Raw genomic sequence first — 17,279 nt, 5'->3', positions numbered from 1 at the left:
CACCGCCGTATACTTTTGCAAGTACGTTAGTGATTGCTGCAGTTAGGGTTGTTTTACCGTGGTCAACGTGGCCGATTGTACCTACGTTTACGTGCGGTTTTACGCGTTCAAACTTTGCTTTTGCCATGACGGAACCTATCAGTTTTGTGTATCTAGATTACATATGAAAATAATCCACCGGAGGTAGATTAAGTTAATTTTTTCAAATTTCAAATAGTATTTTCTGACAGATAAAGGAAGTAATCAAGAAGATTCTAAGACTGGTGCTGATAGGCAGAGTTGAACTGCCGACCTCACCCTTACCAAGGGTGCGCTCTACCAACTGAGCTATATCAGCAACACCAGAAACTGGAGCGGGCAGCGGGAATCGAACCCGCATCATCAGCTTGGAAGGCTGAGGTAATAGCCATTATACGATGCCCGCGTTAGGAACCTGTTCTTAAACTACCTCTAACCGTCAAGAATAAAGTGGTGGAGGGAGCTGGATTCGAACCAGCGAAGGCTGAGCCGTCAGATTTACAGTCTGATCCCTTTGGCCGCTCGGGAACCCCTCCACGATAATTCTTTACTAAGCACTTTCGGTAAAAGGAAAGTGGTGCCGACTAACCGAGTCGAACGGTTGACCTACTGATTACAAGTCAGTTGCTCTACCAGCTGAGCTAAGTCGGCACTGCTTTAGTACGGGGCGAGATATTAGAGGAAGGTTGGTGGTGATGCAACAATAAATTTGAAAAAAATGTAATTTTTTAGCTTGAATGCTCACAAATCACGCAAAACACGGTGTTTTTGTTACTTTTCACTCAATTCATACCAATAATTGAGCCCCTTCATCACTAATTGTGGATCATAAATCGCGTCTGAAAATTGCGCTTTCAGTAATGCACCGTAGCCACCAGCAAAAATTAGTTGAGGTTTTTTATTGGTGAACTGCAATTTTGCTTGTTCAACAGCCCCTAAGGTTGCCACTAGCGCGCCATTTTTTAAACCATTCGGTGTGTTTACACCCAGCTCATTCACAAAAGGCGTGGCGGCATCATCAAAAACACGCTGGGTATTCTGTGTCAATGAGCGTGTCATTAGATCAAGGCCAGGTAATATCCAGCCGCCTAAGTGCTGCCCTTGCGCAGTAAGTACATCAATTGTAGTGGCTGTACCGGTGTCTATTACAATGCAATCTTGTTGTGGCCATAGTTGAAAGGCGGCAATTAAACCAAGCCAACGATCAATACCTAAATTATGAAATTGTTGATATGCACAACTTAAGTTGCTCAATTGCTTAGTCACCTTCGCTTCAAAGCAAGGTACCTGAAATACGCTTGCCTGTGCTAGTAACTCATTTAGCTGCTCACTTTTACCAACACGTGCATAAACAACCTCGTTAATTTGCGACCATGGCTGTACATTAAGCTCGCATGATTTGATTTGCCCATCTTGCCATATAGCCGCTTTTAGTGCGGTGTTGCCTACATCAATTAATAATCTCATACGCTCGCCTTACGTAATGATATTTCTCCGCCATAATAACTTTTCACTTCACCATTTTGGCGAATACGAATACCACCGTTAGCATCAATACCTTCACAAATCCCCCCCCAACTGCGATGCCCAGTGTTAAGCTCAACATATTGCCCAGCAAATACATTTAAACTGTTCCATTGTTGATACATATCATTTAAGCCAGTTTGACTATATTGTGCGAGCCGCTGCTCAAGGTAATAGGTTAAATATGCAACCAACTGGTTTTTATCAATCTGCTTAGTATGCTGGCTTAAATCAGTCCACGCTTGGTCGATGTGCTGACTAAAGCTGTCGGGCATTTGTAAATTAATACCAATGCCAATAACTAACTGACACGGCCCTTGCGGTTGACCATCTAATTCAACTAACACGCCAGCGAGTTTTTCATTATTAAGATAAATATCATTTGGCCACTTCAGTTGAATTTCCAACTTATACAATGCTTTTAAGGTATCAAATACCGCTAACCCTACAGCAATCGACATTCCCATTGCCGCTTGCAGGCCATCATCTAAACGCCAGTAGTAACTATAATATAAGTTTGCGCCAAACGGCGATTGCCACACTCGGCCACGGCGACCGCGCCCTGCTTGCTGCATTTCCGCAACAATCACAGTTCCTGACTCTAATATTTGTTTCGCTGCAATACGGCGCATTAGCTCGCTATTAGTCGAATCAATAATTGGCTGGACCTCCACTTGCGCGGTGTGTGCCCCTAAGTTTTGGTAATGCTGTTGGATCTTGGTTTGCTCTAATAAGCCGACATTATTATTTAAGCTGTAGCCTTTGCCACTGACTTTAAAAATGTCTAAACCCATCTCTTGTAAACTTTGCATATGCTTACTCACCGCTGCGCGGCTAATCCCCAATTGCTCACCCAGTAATTGTCCTGAGATAAAGCCACCTTGATTAAGTGCATTTAAAATAGCCAGTTTATTGCCATCTGGTGCTTTCATGCTCTGTCCTCAAGGGTAATGTGACACTCATCAGTGACTGCCATTAACCGCACTTCATGGTGTAGCTCTATTTGATAACGCTGCCAAATTTGTTGCTGGATATAAGTGATCATGGCAATCAGGTCGTCGCCATTACTATTACCATGATTTACCAGCACCAGCGCTTGTTGTTGATGTACTTCTATGCCTGCAATACGGTGCCCTTTCAGCCCCGCTTGCTCAATCAACCAGCCCGCGGCTACTTTATGGTGTTGCTCGTCATAAGCATAATGCGGTAATTGCGGATGCGCTTGTAACAGGGTGTGTAATTGCTGATTAGTGATTATTGGGTTTTTAAAAAAGCTACCAGCATTCGCGAGCACATAAGGATCGGGCAGTTTACTATTGCGGGTTGTAACCACTTGCTCAAACACGCTTTGTGGGGTCACTGTATCTAGTTGCTGCAAAGGACCATAACTTAGCTCTGGTTGCCACTGCTTTGGTAATGCCAGCGCCACTGTAGTGATCACCGCTTTATTTTTTAATTGCTGCTTAAAAATAGAATCACGATAACCAAACAGACACTGTTGCTTGTTTAGCCGTTTTATTTGCTTTGTCGCAATATCTAAATATTCTACATATTCAATATATTTCGCTAGTTCAACACCATATGCTCCAATATTTTGCACCGGAGCTGCACCTACGGTTCCTGGGATCAAAGCGAGATTTTCAAGCCCTGGCATGCCTTGCGCTAAACTATCACGCACAAGTTGATGCCAGTTTTCACCTGCAGCTACCTCTAGTAAAAAGTCATCTTGACGCGCAGTGGTATTAACACCGCGAGTCGCCATTTTGATCACAGTCCCTTGATAGGTGCTTAAAAAAACAGTGTTGCTGCCTTCACCTAAAATACAAAAAGGGCTAGCAAACGTTAGCTGCTGCAATTGCGCTAAGTCAGTAATTTCGATTAATTGCGAGCACTGACTCGCTAAAGAAAAGGTATGGAAAGATTGCAGGGACTGAGCCACAAAACGCCTCAAAGGTTAATTGTCACTAATCGCACTAGTGTAACTCTTAGTCGCAAATGTTGCACTAGATTGTAAAAAATGCTCAAACAAGAATCGCAATCATGATATAAAACCTGCACTTTTTATTCGTGTTCAGGGTATTTATGAAAATCAAACCTCTCTTTTTAAGCCTCGCGATGGCTGGAATGTGCTCTCAAGCAATGGCCAGTGCCATTGATCAAAACTCATATGCCAATCTTGATGACGTCATCACAACGCATTTAAACCTTGATTTAGATGTCGACTTTGCCGACAAGCAATTAGAAGGTTTTGTTGAACACACGCTAGCATGGCAAAACACCACTAGCAAAACCTTAGTGCTTGATACTCGCGATTTAGACATCGATAAAGTCATGTATCAAGGTCAAAATGGCAGCTGGCACAAAGCTAAGTTCACGCTTGCTAATCGCGATGATGTGAAAGGCTCAAAACTAACCATTACGTTTAAAAGCCAAGCACCTAAAGTACGTATTTATTATAACAGCCGCCCTGAAGCATCTGGCTTACAATGGTTAACCCCAGAACAAACCGCCAGTAAAAGCCACCCATTTATGTACAGCCAATCACAAGCAATTCATGCTCGTAGTTGGATCCCAGTACAAGATACACCAGCGATGCGCGTAACTTACTCAGCCCGTATCCACACACCTAAAGATATTCGTGCAGTTATGAGTGCAGATAACAAGGATGCTTTATATAAAGACGGCGATTACATTTTTGATATGCCACAAGCTATCTCGCCATACTTAATTGCCATTGGTGCAGGTAATTTAGAATTTAAAGCCATGTCTAAGCAAACAGGTATATTTGCTGAGCCAACTATTTTAGATGCATCCGTTGCCGAGTTTAACGACACGCAAGCGATGATCGACAAAACCAATGCCATGTATGGCGAATATGCATGGGGTCGTTATGACTTACTAATGCTACCGCCAAGCTTCCCATTTGGTGGCATGGAAAATCCACGCCTTTCTTTTATCACGCCAACAGTTGTTGCTGGCGATAAAAGCTTAGTAAACCTGATTGCTCACGAGCTTGCGCACTCATGGTCTGGTAATTTAGTAACCAATGCAACATGGGAAGACTTATGGTTAAACGAAGGTTTTACCTCATATGTTGAAAACCGCATAATGGAAGAAGTATTTGGTCGTGACCGTGCCGTTATGGAGCAAGCTCTTGATGCTGCAGGCCTACGTGCGCAACTAAAAACGATTGATGCACCTGATACACGCCTTAACTTAAAACTTAATGGCCGCGATCCAGATGACGCTTTCAGCTCAGTCCCTTATACCAAAGGACAGCTATTTTTAATCTACTTAGAAAACAAGTACGGCCGTGATAAATTTGACTCGTTTGTAAAAGCTTATTTTAAAGAGTTTTCATTCAAATCATTAACCACCGCTGAGTTTGTTACGTATTTAAAAGCTAACTTAATTGAAAAATATCCAGGCGTGGTCAGCATGGATAAAGTTAATGAGTGGATTTTTCAGCCTGGTTTACCAAATGATGCGCCAAACCCAACCTCTGATGCATTTGATAAAGTAGATGCAGCATCTGCCGCATGGTTAAAAGGTGAAACAACCGCCGCACAACTTCCTACCACGAATTGGACTGTGCATGAGTGGCTACACTTTTTAAATAACTTACCGCGCGATTTAAGCCTAGAAAAAATGGCCGCATTAGATGCAGAGTTTAACTTAACTCAGTCAACCAATGCTGAGCGTGCGTTTGCATGGTATATGCTTGCGGTAGGCAATGGTTATCAACCAATTTATCCAGCACTTGATAAGCACCTATCAGGCATTGGCCGTCGCAAGTTGATTGTGCCGCTATACAAAGCCTTGATCAAAAATGGTAAGCGTGAGTGGGCTCACGATGTTTACATTAAAGCTCGCCCGGGTTACCACCCACTTGCACAAGGTACAGTTGACGACTTATTTGCTAAGTAATAGCTAAACAACAAAATAGAAAAGGGCGATTTATTCGCCCTTTTTGCTATTTATTTTTGGTAACTTTATTGATGAAAGCTTGCTGCTCTTGCGCACTGGCTTGTTGCCACCAAAAATCGAGCATTGCTGCCGCATTTGGCGCATTACCTGCGTTTGCCGTGGGGCGAGATGCTGGAACTTGCACTGCGGTCGCCGTAGCAATTGCCGTGGTACTCGCTGCAGGTGCTGTTGCCACTTGAGGTGTTGCACCGCTGCTCAAATTTGGTTCAGCTATAATCGCTAAAGGCGTGCCTAATGACTCTCCCTTCGCTTGCAAACTCACCTGTGGAGCCTCAGCAAACACCTTTGCCGCCACCGCATTATCAGCACGATTAAACACCACATCGTAATCGGTATTTGCAGCAATGGTCATTGTTACCCAAAATGGCTCAGAATCGACAACTTGATGCTCATCGTAGCCTTGCTCATATAAATCCGTGTACTTAAGTTTGAATTGATACACGCCGGGAGTCAGTTCGACTTCATCAACACGGTTGAAAAATGAATGTTCAATTTTTTTATCGCCCACTTGTAACGGCACGATTTCTTCAGGGAAATGCACAGTTTCAGCAATACAGGGAACAGTCAAAAATACTGAAACAATCCCGCTCAATAATAAATGTTTACGCATAATAACTCCTTGTGGTTTGATTTCAGTTTGACACTGCAAGCAAAGTTTGTCATTAGTGATATTTATTAGATTACATATGGAAGCAATTTTAACGTGAGCCAAGAAACTATTTTTACTAAAATTATCAATCGTGAAATTCCGGCAGACATCATCTATGAAGATGAGCTAAGTTTGGCCTTTAGAGATATTAACCCACAAGCACCTTTTCACGTGCTGATTATCCCAAAAAAGAAGATTGCGACCATCAATGACATTACCGAACAAGATGCGCCTATTGTCGGTCATCTTTACGTAGTGGCCGCAAAAATAGCCAAACAGCAAGGCTTTGCGGAAGATGGTTTTCGAGTTGTAATGAATTGTAATGAACATGGCGGTCAAACTGTTTTTCACATCCATTTACACATGTTAGCTGGTAAATTAATGGGATGGCCACCTTATCAGGATAAGAAAAAAGGCTGATTTTTAAATTTAAAGTGTAAATGTTTGTAAAGGGGACAACTTGCTATGCAAATTTAATTTTAACCATATAAATCAAAAGATTAATGTATAATTAAAGTGTTTTTTTTAATGGCTAATGTACAAAACGTTATAAAACTATGTTTATCCTCCCCCAATATAGGAAATTTCTAATACGAAAGGGGTGGATTGCATGGTAGGATTGATTAGTCAACTTTATTCAAGAGTGTATAAGTATGAGTAGTTCAGCCTTTTTGTTACTAGATCTAGAGCCAATTAATACAATTGGTATTAATGTATTAGAGCCTTTATTAAAAACCCAAGGGCTCAATGTTACTACCGGAACAAACATATTAGACGTTCCAGAGGGAACACGCTTATTGTTTATTGAAACATCAAGTCAAGACGCGTGGGGAAAATTAAAAGAGCAACTGGTAAACCTACGTGTTAAATGCGATATCGTATTATTCAACTTAGATGAAAACCCAGAACTTGCTAATCGCGCGCTTTTAAGCGGTATCCGTGGTGTTTTTTATACCACAGACAACGCCGACGTACTGATGAAAGGTATTCGTTTATTGCTTGAAGACCAACTCTGGTACCGCCGTGATATCATGTGCAATGCATTAAACCGCATGCTGCAATTTAATAAAGATGCCTTACACAAACTTACCGACGGTGATATTGAACCCGTAAAACTGACTAAACGTGAGAAAGCGATTATCTCATTAATGAGTAATGGCTCGAAAAACAAAGAAATCGCAGAAGCGTTAAGCATTAGCCCACACACAGTTAAAACACATTTATACAGTGCATTTAGAAAAACAAAATGCCGTAACCGTATTGAGTTACTGTCATGGGCACAGCAAAATATTCCTGATGAAATTCGCTGAGCTAGCAACTTTCATTTAACTATAAAAAAAACAGGTACTTTGCTACCTGTTTTTGCATGTCTATACCACACCTTATTTGCTAACCCTGGCAATTGCCATTATTCTAATCTCGTTACCCGATCAGCTTGGAATATAAATGCTCGACTCCCCTACTCTGTATTTTGCTAGCGCCGCCATGATGGCCGTAATGGCACTGCTTAATTTTTTAACTTGGCGTGCGAACAAACATACTCCTGGTACTGTGTTGTATATATTTTACCCGTTAGTCCTGTTTACGGCATTAATGAGCTTTGCTTTGCATGGCTATATCGATAACCTTATTACCATTATCTTAGCGAATAGTTTGTGGTTTAGTGCATCCATCATTCATGCATTAGCAATCAGCCAATTTTTAGGCTATCGCGGTAAAGAATTTCGATTTTTTGTATTGGCGACGTTATTTTGCGGTGCATTGTTAATGTACTTTACGGTGGTCGATTCAAACTTACGCAATCGAGTACTTGCCTCTGATTTACAACATATCAGCGAAGCACTATTTTTACTGTACTTATTTATTCGCTTTGCCCGAAAGCCCTACCCCAACGGCAGTATTGTCTATATTTTGATCCTTACCATTATTAGCAGTGTTTTTGTCGGACGCGCTTTTTTAATGGAAGATGTGAACAATTTCACACTGTTAAAAGAAAACTGGTTTAGCGTTACTTTACTGATCAATGGCGTGATCGCACCGATATTTTATACTACCGGCATGGCATTATTATGTAATGAGCGCAGAGAGCAAAACCTCAATCAGTTAACCAATAAAGCGCAAAAAGATCTTGAAATAAGAGGCTTATTTTTATCAACCATCAGCCATGAAATTCGCACTCCCCTAAATGGCATTTTAGGCAGCGCACAATTGATCTTGAATCAATCAACGGATCCACGGGACAAACCTTACTGCGAAGCCATTATAAACTCAGCCGAGTCTCTTAACTTGTTAGTCGATAAAGTACTTGATTACGCAAGCCTTGATCAACACAACGAAGCGCTTTATGAAGAGGACGTAGAATTTAAAACCTGGCTCCACAATCTCTGTTTACTACTAAGTCCATTAGCTGAGCAAAAACGCTTAAAGTTTGAGTTAATTTATAACTTACCAGAGCAAGCGTGTTATTACTGTGACCAACAAAAGCTTCGGCAAATTATCATCAACCTCGTCGGTAATGCGATCAAATTTACCGACAAGGGTGAAGTTAAAATTCGCGTAGAGTTATTAGAGGAGCGCCAACTTGAGCATCATATTCGCATCAGCGTAATTGACTCAGGCCCAGGTATTGAAGATGACGAAATAGAATACCTTACAGAGCCATATGTACAAAGCAGTGCGGGTAAAGAAAAAGGCGGAACAGGCCTTGGTCTTGCCATCACCAGCCGCCTACTGGCCAAACTTGACTCCCAGCTCGATATTATCAGTGAGTTAGATAAAGGCAGTTCGTTTAGCTTTGATATCACGCTTGTGCTTGGCGAACTCAGTCTTGTTGAACAACGCCATCAGTCAAAAGATTACTTAACCGGTTTAGATGTGTTACTGGTCGAGGATTTAGATTTAAATCAAAAAATAGCCATCGAGTTTATGGCTGATGACGAGCATAAAATCAAGCTCGCCCGCGATGGTAGAAGTGCTATTAACCTGATGCAAGAGTACCACTTTGATGTTGTGCTATTAGACATGAACCTACCAGATCTCACTGGCCAAGAAGTGCTGAAAACCCTCAAAGGCATGGAACATAAAAACCAACGTACGCCGGTGCTGGCATTTACTGCTAGTTTAAGTCCTGACGAAATAAAAGAATATTTTACCCTTGGTATTAAAGACATTGTTGGCAAACCAATTAAACAACAAAAGTTACGCCAAGCATTAAGTGATTCACAAAGCAGCCATGCAGCCAATATTGCCGTTGAGCTTAGTGATGTTTTGTATGACGATACCGCAGCAGACACATTAAAAAGCTCTTTTAGTGAAGACGAGGTTTCCTCTATTTATAACGAGTTTGTATTATCCGCACGTAATAAATTGATCCGTGCACAACAATTGCTGGACGAAGATAGAGAGCAATGTATAAAGCTACTGCATCGTCAAGCCAGCACTGCATTACAGCTTGGCTTTAACCGTTATGGTAGCGAACTAAAAAAAATAGAGCGACGCTTACTTGATAACAAGCCACTAAAAGAGTCACTCACCGCAGCATTGGTACTGTGGCAAAATAGCCTTGAGCAGTATTTGAAGTACGTAAGAGAGCAGATGAATTAGCGAGTTAGCGAGAGTGAAGTTTCAAGGAAAAAGTAGCAAGGTTAAAGGACATGATTTTACAATGTGCAGAATTATTCCATGCTATTTAGTTGTAGTAGCTCATAGGAGCTTACAGTTATGACGAATTGATTTACACCTTATTTGACAGACAGCGATGTGCGAAAACCGAACACTGAGGTTGGCTAATGTAGATTTTTAATACGCGGCGGTTATTTGCCGCACATTAGGTAAGAAAGCTCCTTTCATTTGGAAAATTATCCGTTATATGTAAAGACTGTTAATTTAGTCATTAATTTTTAAAGAATATTACCTTGGGCTAAATTTTGCATAATTATGAGCAGGGAACATAAATTAGTAGTCAAGCGAAGTAAGTAACATATCGCTGTTTCCTGATTAACTTTAATGGATAAATATCACAGGACACCATTATGCAAATCTCCCAATTTACGAACAGTAGTATTAACCAATACATCAACCCTCGGGTTAACAGGCTTGAATCTCCTATTGCAGAGAAAGAAAAAAATAATGAGTTTAACCTCGAAGGTAAAACTAATATTATTTATAAAATAGATGATCAAAATATTCATAAAGCTTCAAATGAAAAAACTTTGCAGTTGGGTAAAGACTTCTGGGCCTTAAGTAGCTCTTTAGAAAATACCGAGAAGTACTATAGAGAAAATGGAAAACAAATAGACGTTGCTGCAATGGTAAAAATTGATGGCCAAGTTATGGGTTACTTAAATTATGATGGTTCTTATGCTGGTAGAGAAGGCGTTAACGCTCTTTTTGCTGAGGCTGGCGGTGATATTAATTCACTAAAACAATTGATTGATAAACATTACTCTGGCAGTGGAAGTTTAGAAGTATTTCCAGAAGGGCACGGACCAACAAATGCAGAAGTTTTCGAGCTATTTAATAATGAGTCTTATGAATCTTTTATCTCCGGAGAGATAAATGCTCGTAAAGAAGCACAAACAGCAGAGCAAATGAATATTGATAGCTATTTACGACGTAAGTTACTTTTTGAAGATCCCCCCCAGACCTCTGTATTTAAAATTGATGGGAAACCATAGACAGCATGGATGAAAAAGGTTTCATGGATGCTTCTTACAATTAGCTGATAAGCGAAATATAGATCGAGAGCAGTTACCTCCATTATATCTTTTAGATTTTGAGCGCTCTCCAAACGACTATACAATAATGCTCATAAATATTTTTGGATCAGATGTTGAGTTTGAAAGTTTTAGTGCATCTGAAGCACCGACACGTTCAGAAATAAGAAAAGTTACAATTTAAGAAGTTACCTTAAACTATACAACGAATGAAAAGCTAACAAAAAACGGTCGTTAGGCTTTAAACTAAGGCATAGTAAGCACATTAAAAATACGGGCGCGTTACTAGCGTCTGCTTTTGGTAATTTGGCGAAGTTCGGGTGTGAGTAACATCCGGTCGCTGGTAAAAGTTAAGGTTATTCCTGTTTTGATGAGTAGGTTCCTAGTTTTGTCCAACAACATCATTAACCGCCGTTTTAGTGCAAAATAACAAACATAACTCCCAGCTATTTTAACTACTTGTTTACAAAGGTAATTATTGGTGAAATTATCTGAGTATGTAATATATGCTGTTTTGGTGTGTTATAAACCACCCAAATGGTGTTCAATAAGCTGTAGATTTATTCGGAGAATATATGCTCGCGTATCTACAATATCGAAAAAATCTACATTCTTTGAAAAAGAAAGTGGCAACACTTGAGAATGAATACGTTAAAATTAAAAAAAGCTATGAGGGTAAAGATGATCAAGGTCATTTATCTTTTTTAGCCGCTCAGCAAGATGACTTGGATATGTGGATAGAATACAAAAAAACTTCATATTTTATATCCAAAGCAGACTCGTTACTTATTCCAATGCCTGATGAAAGTGAAACGCTTATGTACACCACACATGATTTTGGTGATGGAAGTGGTTCAGTTAAAATTTTAACTTTGAATGGAATACGTCATTTAAAATCTAAAATTAGAGACGAACAAAAAGCTAAGCGTGAAGTAATCGCTTTTTATTTCACTTTATGTACAGGTTTAATTGGTGCTGTTATTGGACTTGTTTCGGTGCTAAAAAAATAAATCTAATCGGGCAGCCGGAGGTCTCCTCCAGCCCCTACACTACCTGCCCATCATGCGCTTTTTATTAATAGGAAGTGCAATGAACGGTTCATCTCCCGTAATGAATATTGATCCAAATATCTCTCAATGACGCTAAATCTTGTGAAGCTAAATAGTCATTGCTGCCAGTAGCACATTCTTATCCTTTGGCGGATCCAATGATCTAAATCCACCGTTAGCTGATAGGTGTTGGCTCTTAGGTAGTAGTGTCCTTAGTCGCGCAAATATTTTTGGGCCTAGGATCTGTATTACTCTTAAGCGCAGCGTCTCTTAACCTCTTTGTGAATAATTCACTAAGTTTTTTTGCACAAAGAGCAGGGAATAATGAGGGAAACTTGCCGCTATCGCCCATACAGATCATCAAAGCGCTCTATATCTGCTTCATCTAAAATACTGCCGGTTTGCACTTCGATGAGAATAAGCGGCTCGCTCTGGGAGTTTGCTAAGCTGTGGATTTGGTTTGGCGCGATATAACAAGATTGATCGGCTGTTAAAGTCTGTGTATTACCAGCAATACAAATATCTGCCACGCCTGAGACTACCACCCAATGCTCCGCCCGATGCTGGTGACGTTGCGTGGAGAGCTTGCCATTGCTATTAACAGTAATCTTTTTAACTTTAAAGCCCGCCCCTGCAACTAATACTCGATAACTACCCCAAGGTCGATACATTGCTTGATGATGCAATAACTTATCGCTTTGCTGAACAGCCAGTAGCTGCAACAATTCAGGCAGTTTATCTAGCTGGTTTTTATCTGCCACTAATGTAGCGTCATGAGTGTGAATAACCGCTAAATCTTTAATTCCTAAAGTGGCAATCGTATGGCCACTTTCGCTCTTGAGTAAGTTATTCTCACTATTTAATAACACGGTATCAGCACTTAGGTTATTACCTTGCTCGTCTTTATCAGTACTTTGCCACAGCGCATTGAAACCACCCACATCATTCCAATTAAGCGCTAATGGCAGCACCGCTACATTCGCACTGCGCTCTAAAATAGCGTAATCGATAGAGTCACTGGGGCAATTTTTTAAGGTATTGCTGTCGGCTCGCGTAAAACCTAAGTCATCTGTAAAGTTGGCGGCTTGTGCAATGCAATTGGCAATTTTGGGGGCAAAGCGTTGCAGCTCTGCAAGGTATGCCCTCGGGGTAAATAAAAACATGCCGCTGTTCCAGCTATATGCGCCACTGGCGAGATATTGCTGTGCCAACAGTAAGCTGGGCTTTTCTTTAAACTCATCGACTTGATAACAATTTGAGGCTGCTATTTTAACCCCTCTTTTGATATAACCGTAACCGCAATGGGCAGTATCTGGCTCGATTGCAAAAGTAATTAATTTGCCCTGCTGCGCCAACGTTATCGCATCTGGCAGTTGTGCAATTAACAATTCAAAATTATCAATATGATGATCCGCTGGCATCACTAATAAAGGCGTATCAAGCCCTTGCTGTAATACATATTGTGCGGCAAGCGCTATGGCTGGTGCAGTATTTTTCCCTTCAGGCTCTAATAATAACGCCTGTGGTTGTACATTTATCTGCTGACATTGGCTACTGGCAATAAAGCGATGTTGTTCGTTACACACCAAAATAGCATCAGAAAAACACTCATCTTCGCAACGCTTTAGGGTGCTCTGCAATAACGATTCATCCCCAAATAAAGGTAAAAATTGCTTTGGCATAGCTTGGCGTGACAATGGCCATAACCGTGAACCTATGCCACCAGCCAAAATTACAGGAATGATTGAATGTTTCATAATAACCAATACAGTAATAAGAAGGGGATAGTTTAGCAGATGTTAAGCATCGAAATAACTGCGGCCTCCCAAGTAATCCGCCAAAACTCTATTCTATAATTGTTACCTTTAGCAACTTCAGGCATTATTATTATCAATAAAAAGCTAATCCGTGGCGTCAAATATGGTTCGAGCTATCATCCTAAGCATTGTATTTATCAGCATTCCAGCCTTTTCAGCTGTTTATCAATGCACTATTGATGGCGTCGCCACGTTTAGTCAATTGCCGTGTGGTGAAGACGCCAAAGAAATAATCATTCCCGAAACCAACGTAGCACAAGGTATACCAAAGCAGAGCAAAGCTGTTGCTGGAGAAGTTGATAGCTATATTACGATGCAAAAAATTGACCGAGACATTGCACTGCTTCAGCGCGAAATCAAACAACTACAAGATACGCTGGCAGCACAAAAAACTAAAATAAGCTATATGACTCAAGATACTGCCAATAGAATGGGGGCAAGCTCAATTGCAGATGCGATAGCACAACGAACCGCACAAGTTGAGCGGCGCATCAAACCGCAAATCGAGCAGTATCAACAACAGATCGAGACGTTGAACACCATGAAAACGCAGCTCAGCCAGTAGATTTAACCTTACAGAACTTGTTTAACAACTTTTATTAGCCGTTCAATATCGCGACTGTCGTTATAAATATGCGGTGAGATTCTTATTCCGTATGCCCGCACATCAACGCTAATATCAGCGGCTGTTAAAGCAGCTACAACCTCCGCTTGCTGATCAGCAAAATTAATAATTGCGGTACCACTACATTTAGTGGCTGCAACTGGCGATACCACATAAGGAGCCAGGGCTGTAGTTAATTGCGTGAGTAGTGCTAAATTATGCTCACGCACCTTATCAATACCTAAGCGAGCAAAATAGTGAATACTGTGCCCTGCAATAACAAATGGCGCAATTGAAGGTGTGCCACCCCAAAAACGCAGCGCGCTGTCATGATAAGCAAAATGATGGATATCAAATTCAAATGGATTTTGATGAGAAAACCAGCCAACATCCTGTGGCTCACAAACGCTTAACTGCGCTTTGCTCACCCATAAGTAGGCCGCACCAGGGCCAGAGCATAGCCATTTAACACTTGAGCCAATCATAAAATCAACATCAACTTGACTTAAATCTAACGGTAAAACCCCCGCTGATTGCGCCACATCAACAATGCTCAAACAGCCGACTTGCTTACAGTATTTACTAATTTCTGCCACTGGGGCTTGCTGACCTGTATTTGAATAGGCATGACTAATAAACACTAAATCGATATCTGGCTTTATGTACTGCTGCCACTGGGTATTGTCTGTTAAATCAACGTGTTCAGGAATAAACTCAATTTTAGCACCGCTGGCTAAGGCTTTTTGCATTGCAAAGCCCATACTAGGAAAGTCACTTTGCGCCATTAACACTTTACAGCCAGCTTGTTGTAGTCGAGGGTGTGACATAACCAGCTTAGTTAATGCACTAGATAGGTTAACTTGCGGGCAAAACTGCTCGCTTGGTGAATTAAACAGCAAGCTCAACGCAGCGGTAAAACGGCTTATAACCGCTAACCATTGCTGCCACGGCTCTTTATTACTGGATTGCCAAGGAGCAAAAAAGTGTTGGTTAAAATCATCTTGGCTACTTTTCAATGCGCGACCAACAGAGTGATTAAGTAAATAACACCCTTCGGTCAAATTAAAATCGTCTTTATACATCTTAATTGCCTACCCACTGTTTGAGCTGTTTTAAATCATGGTAACGCGTTTTGATGTCATCACGCTTAGCCGCCGCTCGGCGATCTCTTAATTGTTCGAGTGAGTCTAATAACACATGTAATGGCGGACCGCTGGCTGTCACTTTATTCATATGCTGCTGTTGCATTTGCTGCGCAGGCTGAGCAATAAACTTGCTTACTAATTGATTGTGATGGCCAATTGCCGTATCACCATGGAGTTTGCACACTTGAATAAATAATTTGGCATTGGTTTTAAACCATGGGCTGTGGCGTGCCTCACCCGCTGCTAAAAAGTCATCCATTAAACTTGGCATGCGCATTGATTCACGCAGTATTTGCTGATCTTCAGGCATCATATATAAAAATTTGTCCACCAGCATTTGTGAATAACTCGGCTCGTTGGCAAAGCACAGCCCTAGCAGCATATCAATCACGTTAATACCGGCAAAATCGCCGGCATTAGCGCCGCGGTAAATCTCTTTACCCACTCGGTATGGCTTATAATAAGGGCGCACACAAAAGAAGAATCGCTCGGTATCGAGTTGATTATATAACGCTGTATTTGATTCGATCACATCCATGAGTGCTTGCTTAGCAACTTTAAGTAAATCACCGCATAGCGGATGCGAAATACCTAATGGCTGAATTTTTAATAAGGCATCTGCAGCACGCTTATAAGCTAAAATGCCTTTGGTGTTGTAGTCAATAAACAACTTTTCATCGCTCAGATCAGTAAAACGCTTATATAAACCATTTACCGCTTTATTATGGGTCGTTAAGTGCGCTGTCGCAAAACGTGGCGTTACGCCAATTGACGCGCCAATATGCATTGCCAATGCTGACGCTTCGACCAACGGCGACGTTGTTTCTCTTGATGGCTCGGTGATCTCATGACGCCGACATGCAGCCATAAACAACCCCACATTGCCGAGTAAATCAAAGGCACGGTCAAACCCTTCATCGGTATTGCCCTCAGCTAGCAACTTACGAATATGGGCATTACCTTCTGCTTCTAATTGGTGCTTAAATTGTTCTCCTACAAACTCTACATTGGCTTTATCTGCTTGCTGCCAATAGATAGTCTCTAGTTGACTGTTGATCTCTACAAAGCGGGTTCTGAGCCACTCGTCAAATGCCTGAGTATTATTGCTCATCAGCATAACTCCGTATCAAATATTTATTGCATTTATGTTAACAGAAAATACTGAGCGCAAATCAGCAAAACTGCGAATAAAAAAGCCCACGATTAGTGAAATTCACTATATAATCACAATTAAATACAATTTATTGCCATATTTATGAGTTTAGATAAAAAAGATCAACAATTACTAACGTTATTACAAAGCAATGCGCGCACCTCTGTATCAGAACTTGCAACAACTGTAAGTCTATCGGATACCCCTTGCTTACGGCGCATCAAAAAGCTTGAAGCAAGCAAAGTGATCAGCGGCTATCATGCGGCTCTAAACCCCCGCGCTCTTGGCTTAAACGTATTGGTTTATGCATTTGTGCGATTAAGTCAAAACTCAGTCAGCGCAGCTAATATGTTTGAAGAGCAAGTTGAAAAGCTTAACCATGTACTAGAATGTTCTGTAATATCTGGTAGCTATGATTATTTATTAAAGATTATTGCGGCCGACCTAGAAAGCTATGAAAGCTTTGTAAAACATAAACTTGGTAGTATTAATTGTATTGCCAATATTGAGTCTACGGTGGTTTTAAAGCAAACATTTAGCAAAAAGCAGCTGCCGCTTTAAAAAGTAGCACTATTCAATGTCGATTCGCTATACTGAAAAATCTTCTATAAAAATAAT

General features: G+C 40.9%; 16 protein-coding genes, 4 tRNA genes and 1 pseudogene. 8 read left to right on the top strand and 13 right to left on the bottom strand.

Features of this window, described 5'->3' with window-relative positions:
- The 8 genes from A7968_RS23055 to murB form a co-directional block, all read right to left on the bottom strand.
- Positions 1–127, bottom strand: a 127-nt coding sequence (locus tag A7968_RS23055) for a GTP-binding protein (RefSeq protein ID WP_232321879.1), incomplete at its 3' end; no start/stop codon positions are given.
- Between the two features lie 134 nt (positions 128–261).
- A tRNA-Thr gene (locus A7968_RS22225) sits at positions 262–337 on the bottom strand.
- 12 nt (positions 338–349) lie between these two features.
- Positions 350–424: transfer RNA gene (locus tag A7968_RS22220), tRNA-Gly, on the bottom strand.
- Between the two features lie 45 nt (positions 425–469).
- A tRNA-Tyr gene (locus tag A7968_RS22215) sits at positions 470–554 on the bottom strand.
- A gap of 39 nt (positions 555–593) precedes the next feature.
- Positions 594–669: transfer RNA gene (locus A7968_RS22210), tRNA-Thr, on the bottom strand.
- Positions 670–789: 120 nt separating this feature from the next.
- Positions 790–1,485: a type III pantothenate kinase gene (locus tag A7968_RS22205; protein WP_064668689.1), complete on the bottom strand. Its 696-nt coding sequence runs from the start codon at positions 1,483–1,485 to the stop codon at positions 790–792.
- Positions 1,482–2,474 carry a bifunctional biotin--[acetyl-CoA-carboxylase] ligase/biotin operon repressor BirA gene (gene birA, locus A7968_RS22200; protein WP_064668688.1) on the bottom strand — a complete coding sequence of 331 codons (993 nt, stop codon included), beginning with the start codon at positions 2,472–2,474 and terminating at the stop codon, positions 1,482–1,484. Before birA ends, A7968_RS22205 begins: the two co-directional genes overlap by 4 nt.
- A complete protein-coding gene (gene murB / locus A7968_RS22195; protein ID WP_064668687.1) occupies positions 2,471–3,481 on the bottom strand; it encodes a UDP-N-acetylmuramate dehydrogenase in 1,011 nt (336 codons plus the stop codon). The genes birA and murB overlap by 4 nt, the downstream gene beginning before the upstream one ends.
- Before the next feature lie 143 nt (positions 3,482–3,624).
- Here murB and A7968_RS22190 point away from each other — a divergent pair, with 143 nt between their 5' ends.
- Complete coding sequence (locus A7968_RS22190; RefSeq protein ID WP_064668686.1) at positions 3,625–5,469, top strand: M1 family metallopeptidase; 1,845 nt, start codon at positions 3,625–3,627, stop codon at positions 5,467–5,469.
- Between the two features lie 46 nt (positions 5,470–5,515).
- On the opposite strand, the gene A7968_RS22185 is transcribed toward A7968_RS22190, so the two are convergent.
- Positions 5,516–6,139, bottom strand: a complete 624-nt coding sequence (locus A7968_RS22185) for a DUF2057 family protein (RefSeq protein ID WP_064668685.1) — start codon at positions 6,137–6,139, stop codon at positions 5,516–5,518.
- Positions 6,140–6,232: 93 nt separating this feature from the next.
- Here A7968_RS22185 and A7968_RS22180 point away from each other — a divergent pair, with 93 nt between their 5' ends.
- The 5 genes from A7968_RS22180 to A7968_RS22160 all read left to right on the top strand — a co-directional run bounded on the left by A7968_RS22180 (position 6,233) and on the right by A7968_RS22160 (position 11,903).
- Positions 6,233–6,598 (top strand): histidine triad nucleotide-binding protein, encoded by a 366-nt coding sequence (locus A7968_RS22180; protein ID WP_064668684.1) that lies wholly within the window; start codon positions 6,233–6,235, stop codon positions 6,596–6,598.
- Positions 6,599–6,831: 233 nt separating this feature from the next.
- On the top strand, positions 6,832–7,488 hold the full coding sequence (locus A7968_RS22175) for a helix-turn-helix transcriptional regulator (protein WP_064668683.1): 657 nt from the start codon (positions 6,832–6,834) through the stop codon (positions 7,486–7,488).
- Positions 7,489–7,624: 136 nt separating this feature from the next.
- Positions 7,625–9,781 (top strand): ATP-binding protein, encoded by a 2,157-nt coding sequence (locus tag A7968_RS22170; protein ID WP_064668682.1) that lies wholly within the window; start codon positions 7,625–7,627, stop codon positions 9,779–9,781.
- Between the two features lie 428 nt (positions 9,782–10,209).
- On the top strand, positions 10,210–10,854 hold the full coding sequence (locus A7968_RS22165) for a hypothetical protein (RefSeq protein ID WP_064668681.1): 645 nt from the start codon (positions 10,210–10,212) through the stop codon (positions 10,852–10,854).
- Positions 10,855–11,519: 665 nt separating this feature from the next.
- Positions 11,520–11,903, top strand: a complete 384-nt coding sequence (locus A7968_RS22160) for a hypothetical protein (protein WP_157586818.1) — start codon at positions 11,520–11,522, stop codon at positions 11,901–11,903.
- 88 nt (positions 11,904–11,991) lie between these two features.
- On the opposite strand, the pseudogene A7968_RS23860 reads toward A7968_RS22160, so the two are convergent.
- Both A7968_RS23860 and A7968_RS22155 read right to left on the bottom strand, forming a co-directional pair.
- Positions 11,992–12,115: pseudogene (locus A7968_RS23860) on the bottom strand (hypothetical protein).
- 168 nt (positions 12,116–12,283) lie between these two features.
- Positions 12,284–13,699 carry a mannose-1-phosphate guanylyltransferase/mannose-6-phosphate isomerase gene (locus A7968_RS22155; protein ID WP_064668679.1) on the bottom strand — a complete coding sequence of 472 codons (1,416 nt, stop codon included), beginning with the start codon at positions 13,697–13,699 and terminating at the stop codon, positions 12,284–12,286.
- Between the two features lie 163 nt (positions 13,700–13,862).
- On the opposite strand from A7968_RS22155, the gene A7968_RS22150 reads away from it, so the two are divergent.
- Entirely contained in the window at positions 13,863–14,324 is a 462-nt protein-coding gene (locus A7968_RS22150; RefSeq protein ID WP_064668678.1) for a hypothetical protein, read from the top strand.
- 8 nt (positions 14,325–14,332) lie between these two features.
- Here A7968_RS22150 and A7968_RS22145 read toward each other — a convergent pair whose 3' ends face one another.
- Both A7968_RS22145 and A7968_RS22140 read right to left on the bottom strand, forming a co-directional pair.
- Positions 14,333–15,445 carry an aminotransferase class V-fold PLP-dependent enzyme gene (locus tag A7968_RS22145; RefSeq protein ID WP_064668677.1) on the bottom strand — a complete coding sequence of 371 codons (1,113 nt, stop codon included), beginning with the start codon at positions 15,443–15,445 and terminating at the stop codon, positions 14,333–14,335.
- Position 15,446: 1 nt separating this feature from the next.
- Positions 15,447–16,619: a PrnB family protein gene (locus A7968_RS22140; protein WP_064668676.1), complete on the bottom strand. Its 1,173-nt coding sequence runs from the start codon at positions 16,617–16,619 to the stop codon at positions 15,447–15,449.
- Between the two features lie 144 nt (positions 16,620–16,763).
- On the opposite strand from A7968_RS22140, the gene A7968_RS22135 reads away from it, so the two are divergent.
- Positions 16,764–17,222 (top strand): Lrp/AsnC family transcriptional regulator, encoded by a 459-nt coding sequence (locus A7968_RS22135; RefSeq protein ID WP_064668675.1) that lies wholly within the window; start codon positions 16,764–16,766, stop codon positions 17,220–17,222.
- Positions 17,223–17,279: the final 57 nt, after the last annotated feature.

The organism is Pseudoalteromonas prydzensis, assembly GCF_001661495.1.
In the GTDB taxonomy this organism is placed as follows: domain Bacteria; phylum Pseudomonadota; class Gammaproteobacteria; order Enterobacterales; family Alteromonadaceae; genus Pseudoalteromonas; species Pseudoalteromonas prydzensis.
This window is presented reverse-complemented; position numbering and strand designations above follow the sequence as displayed.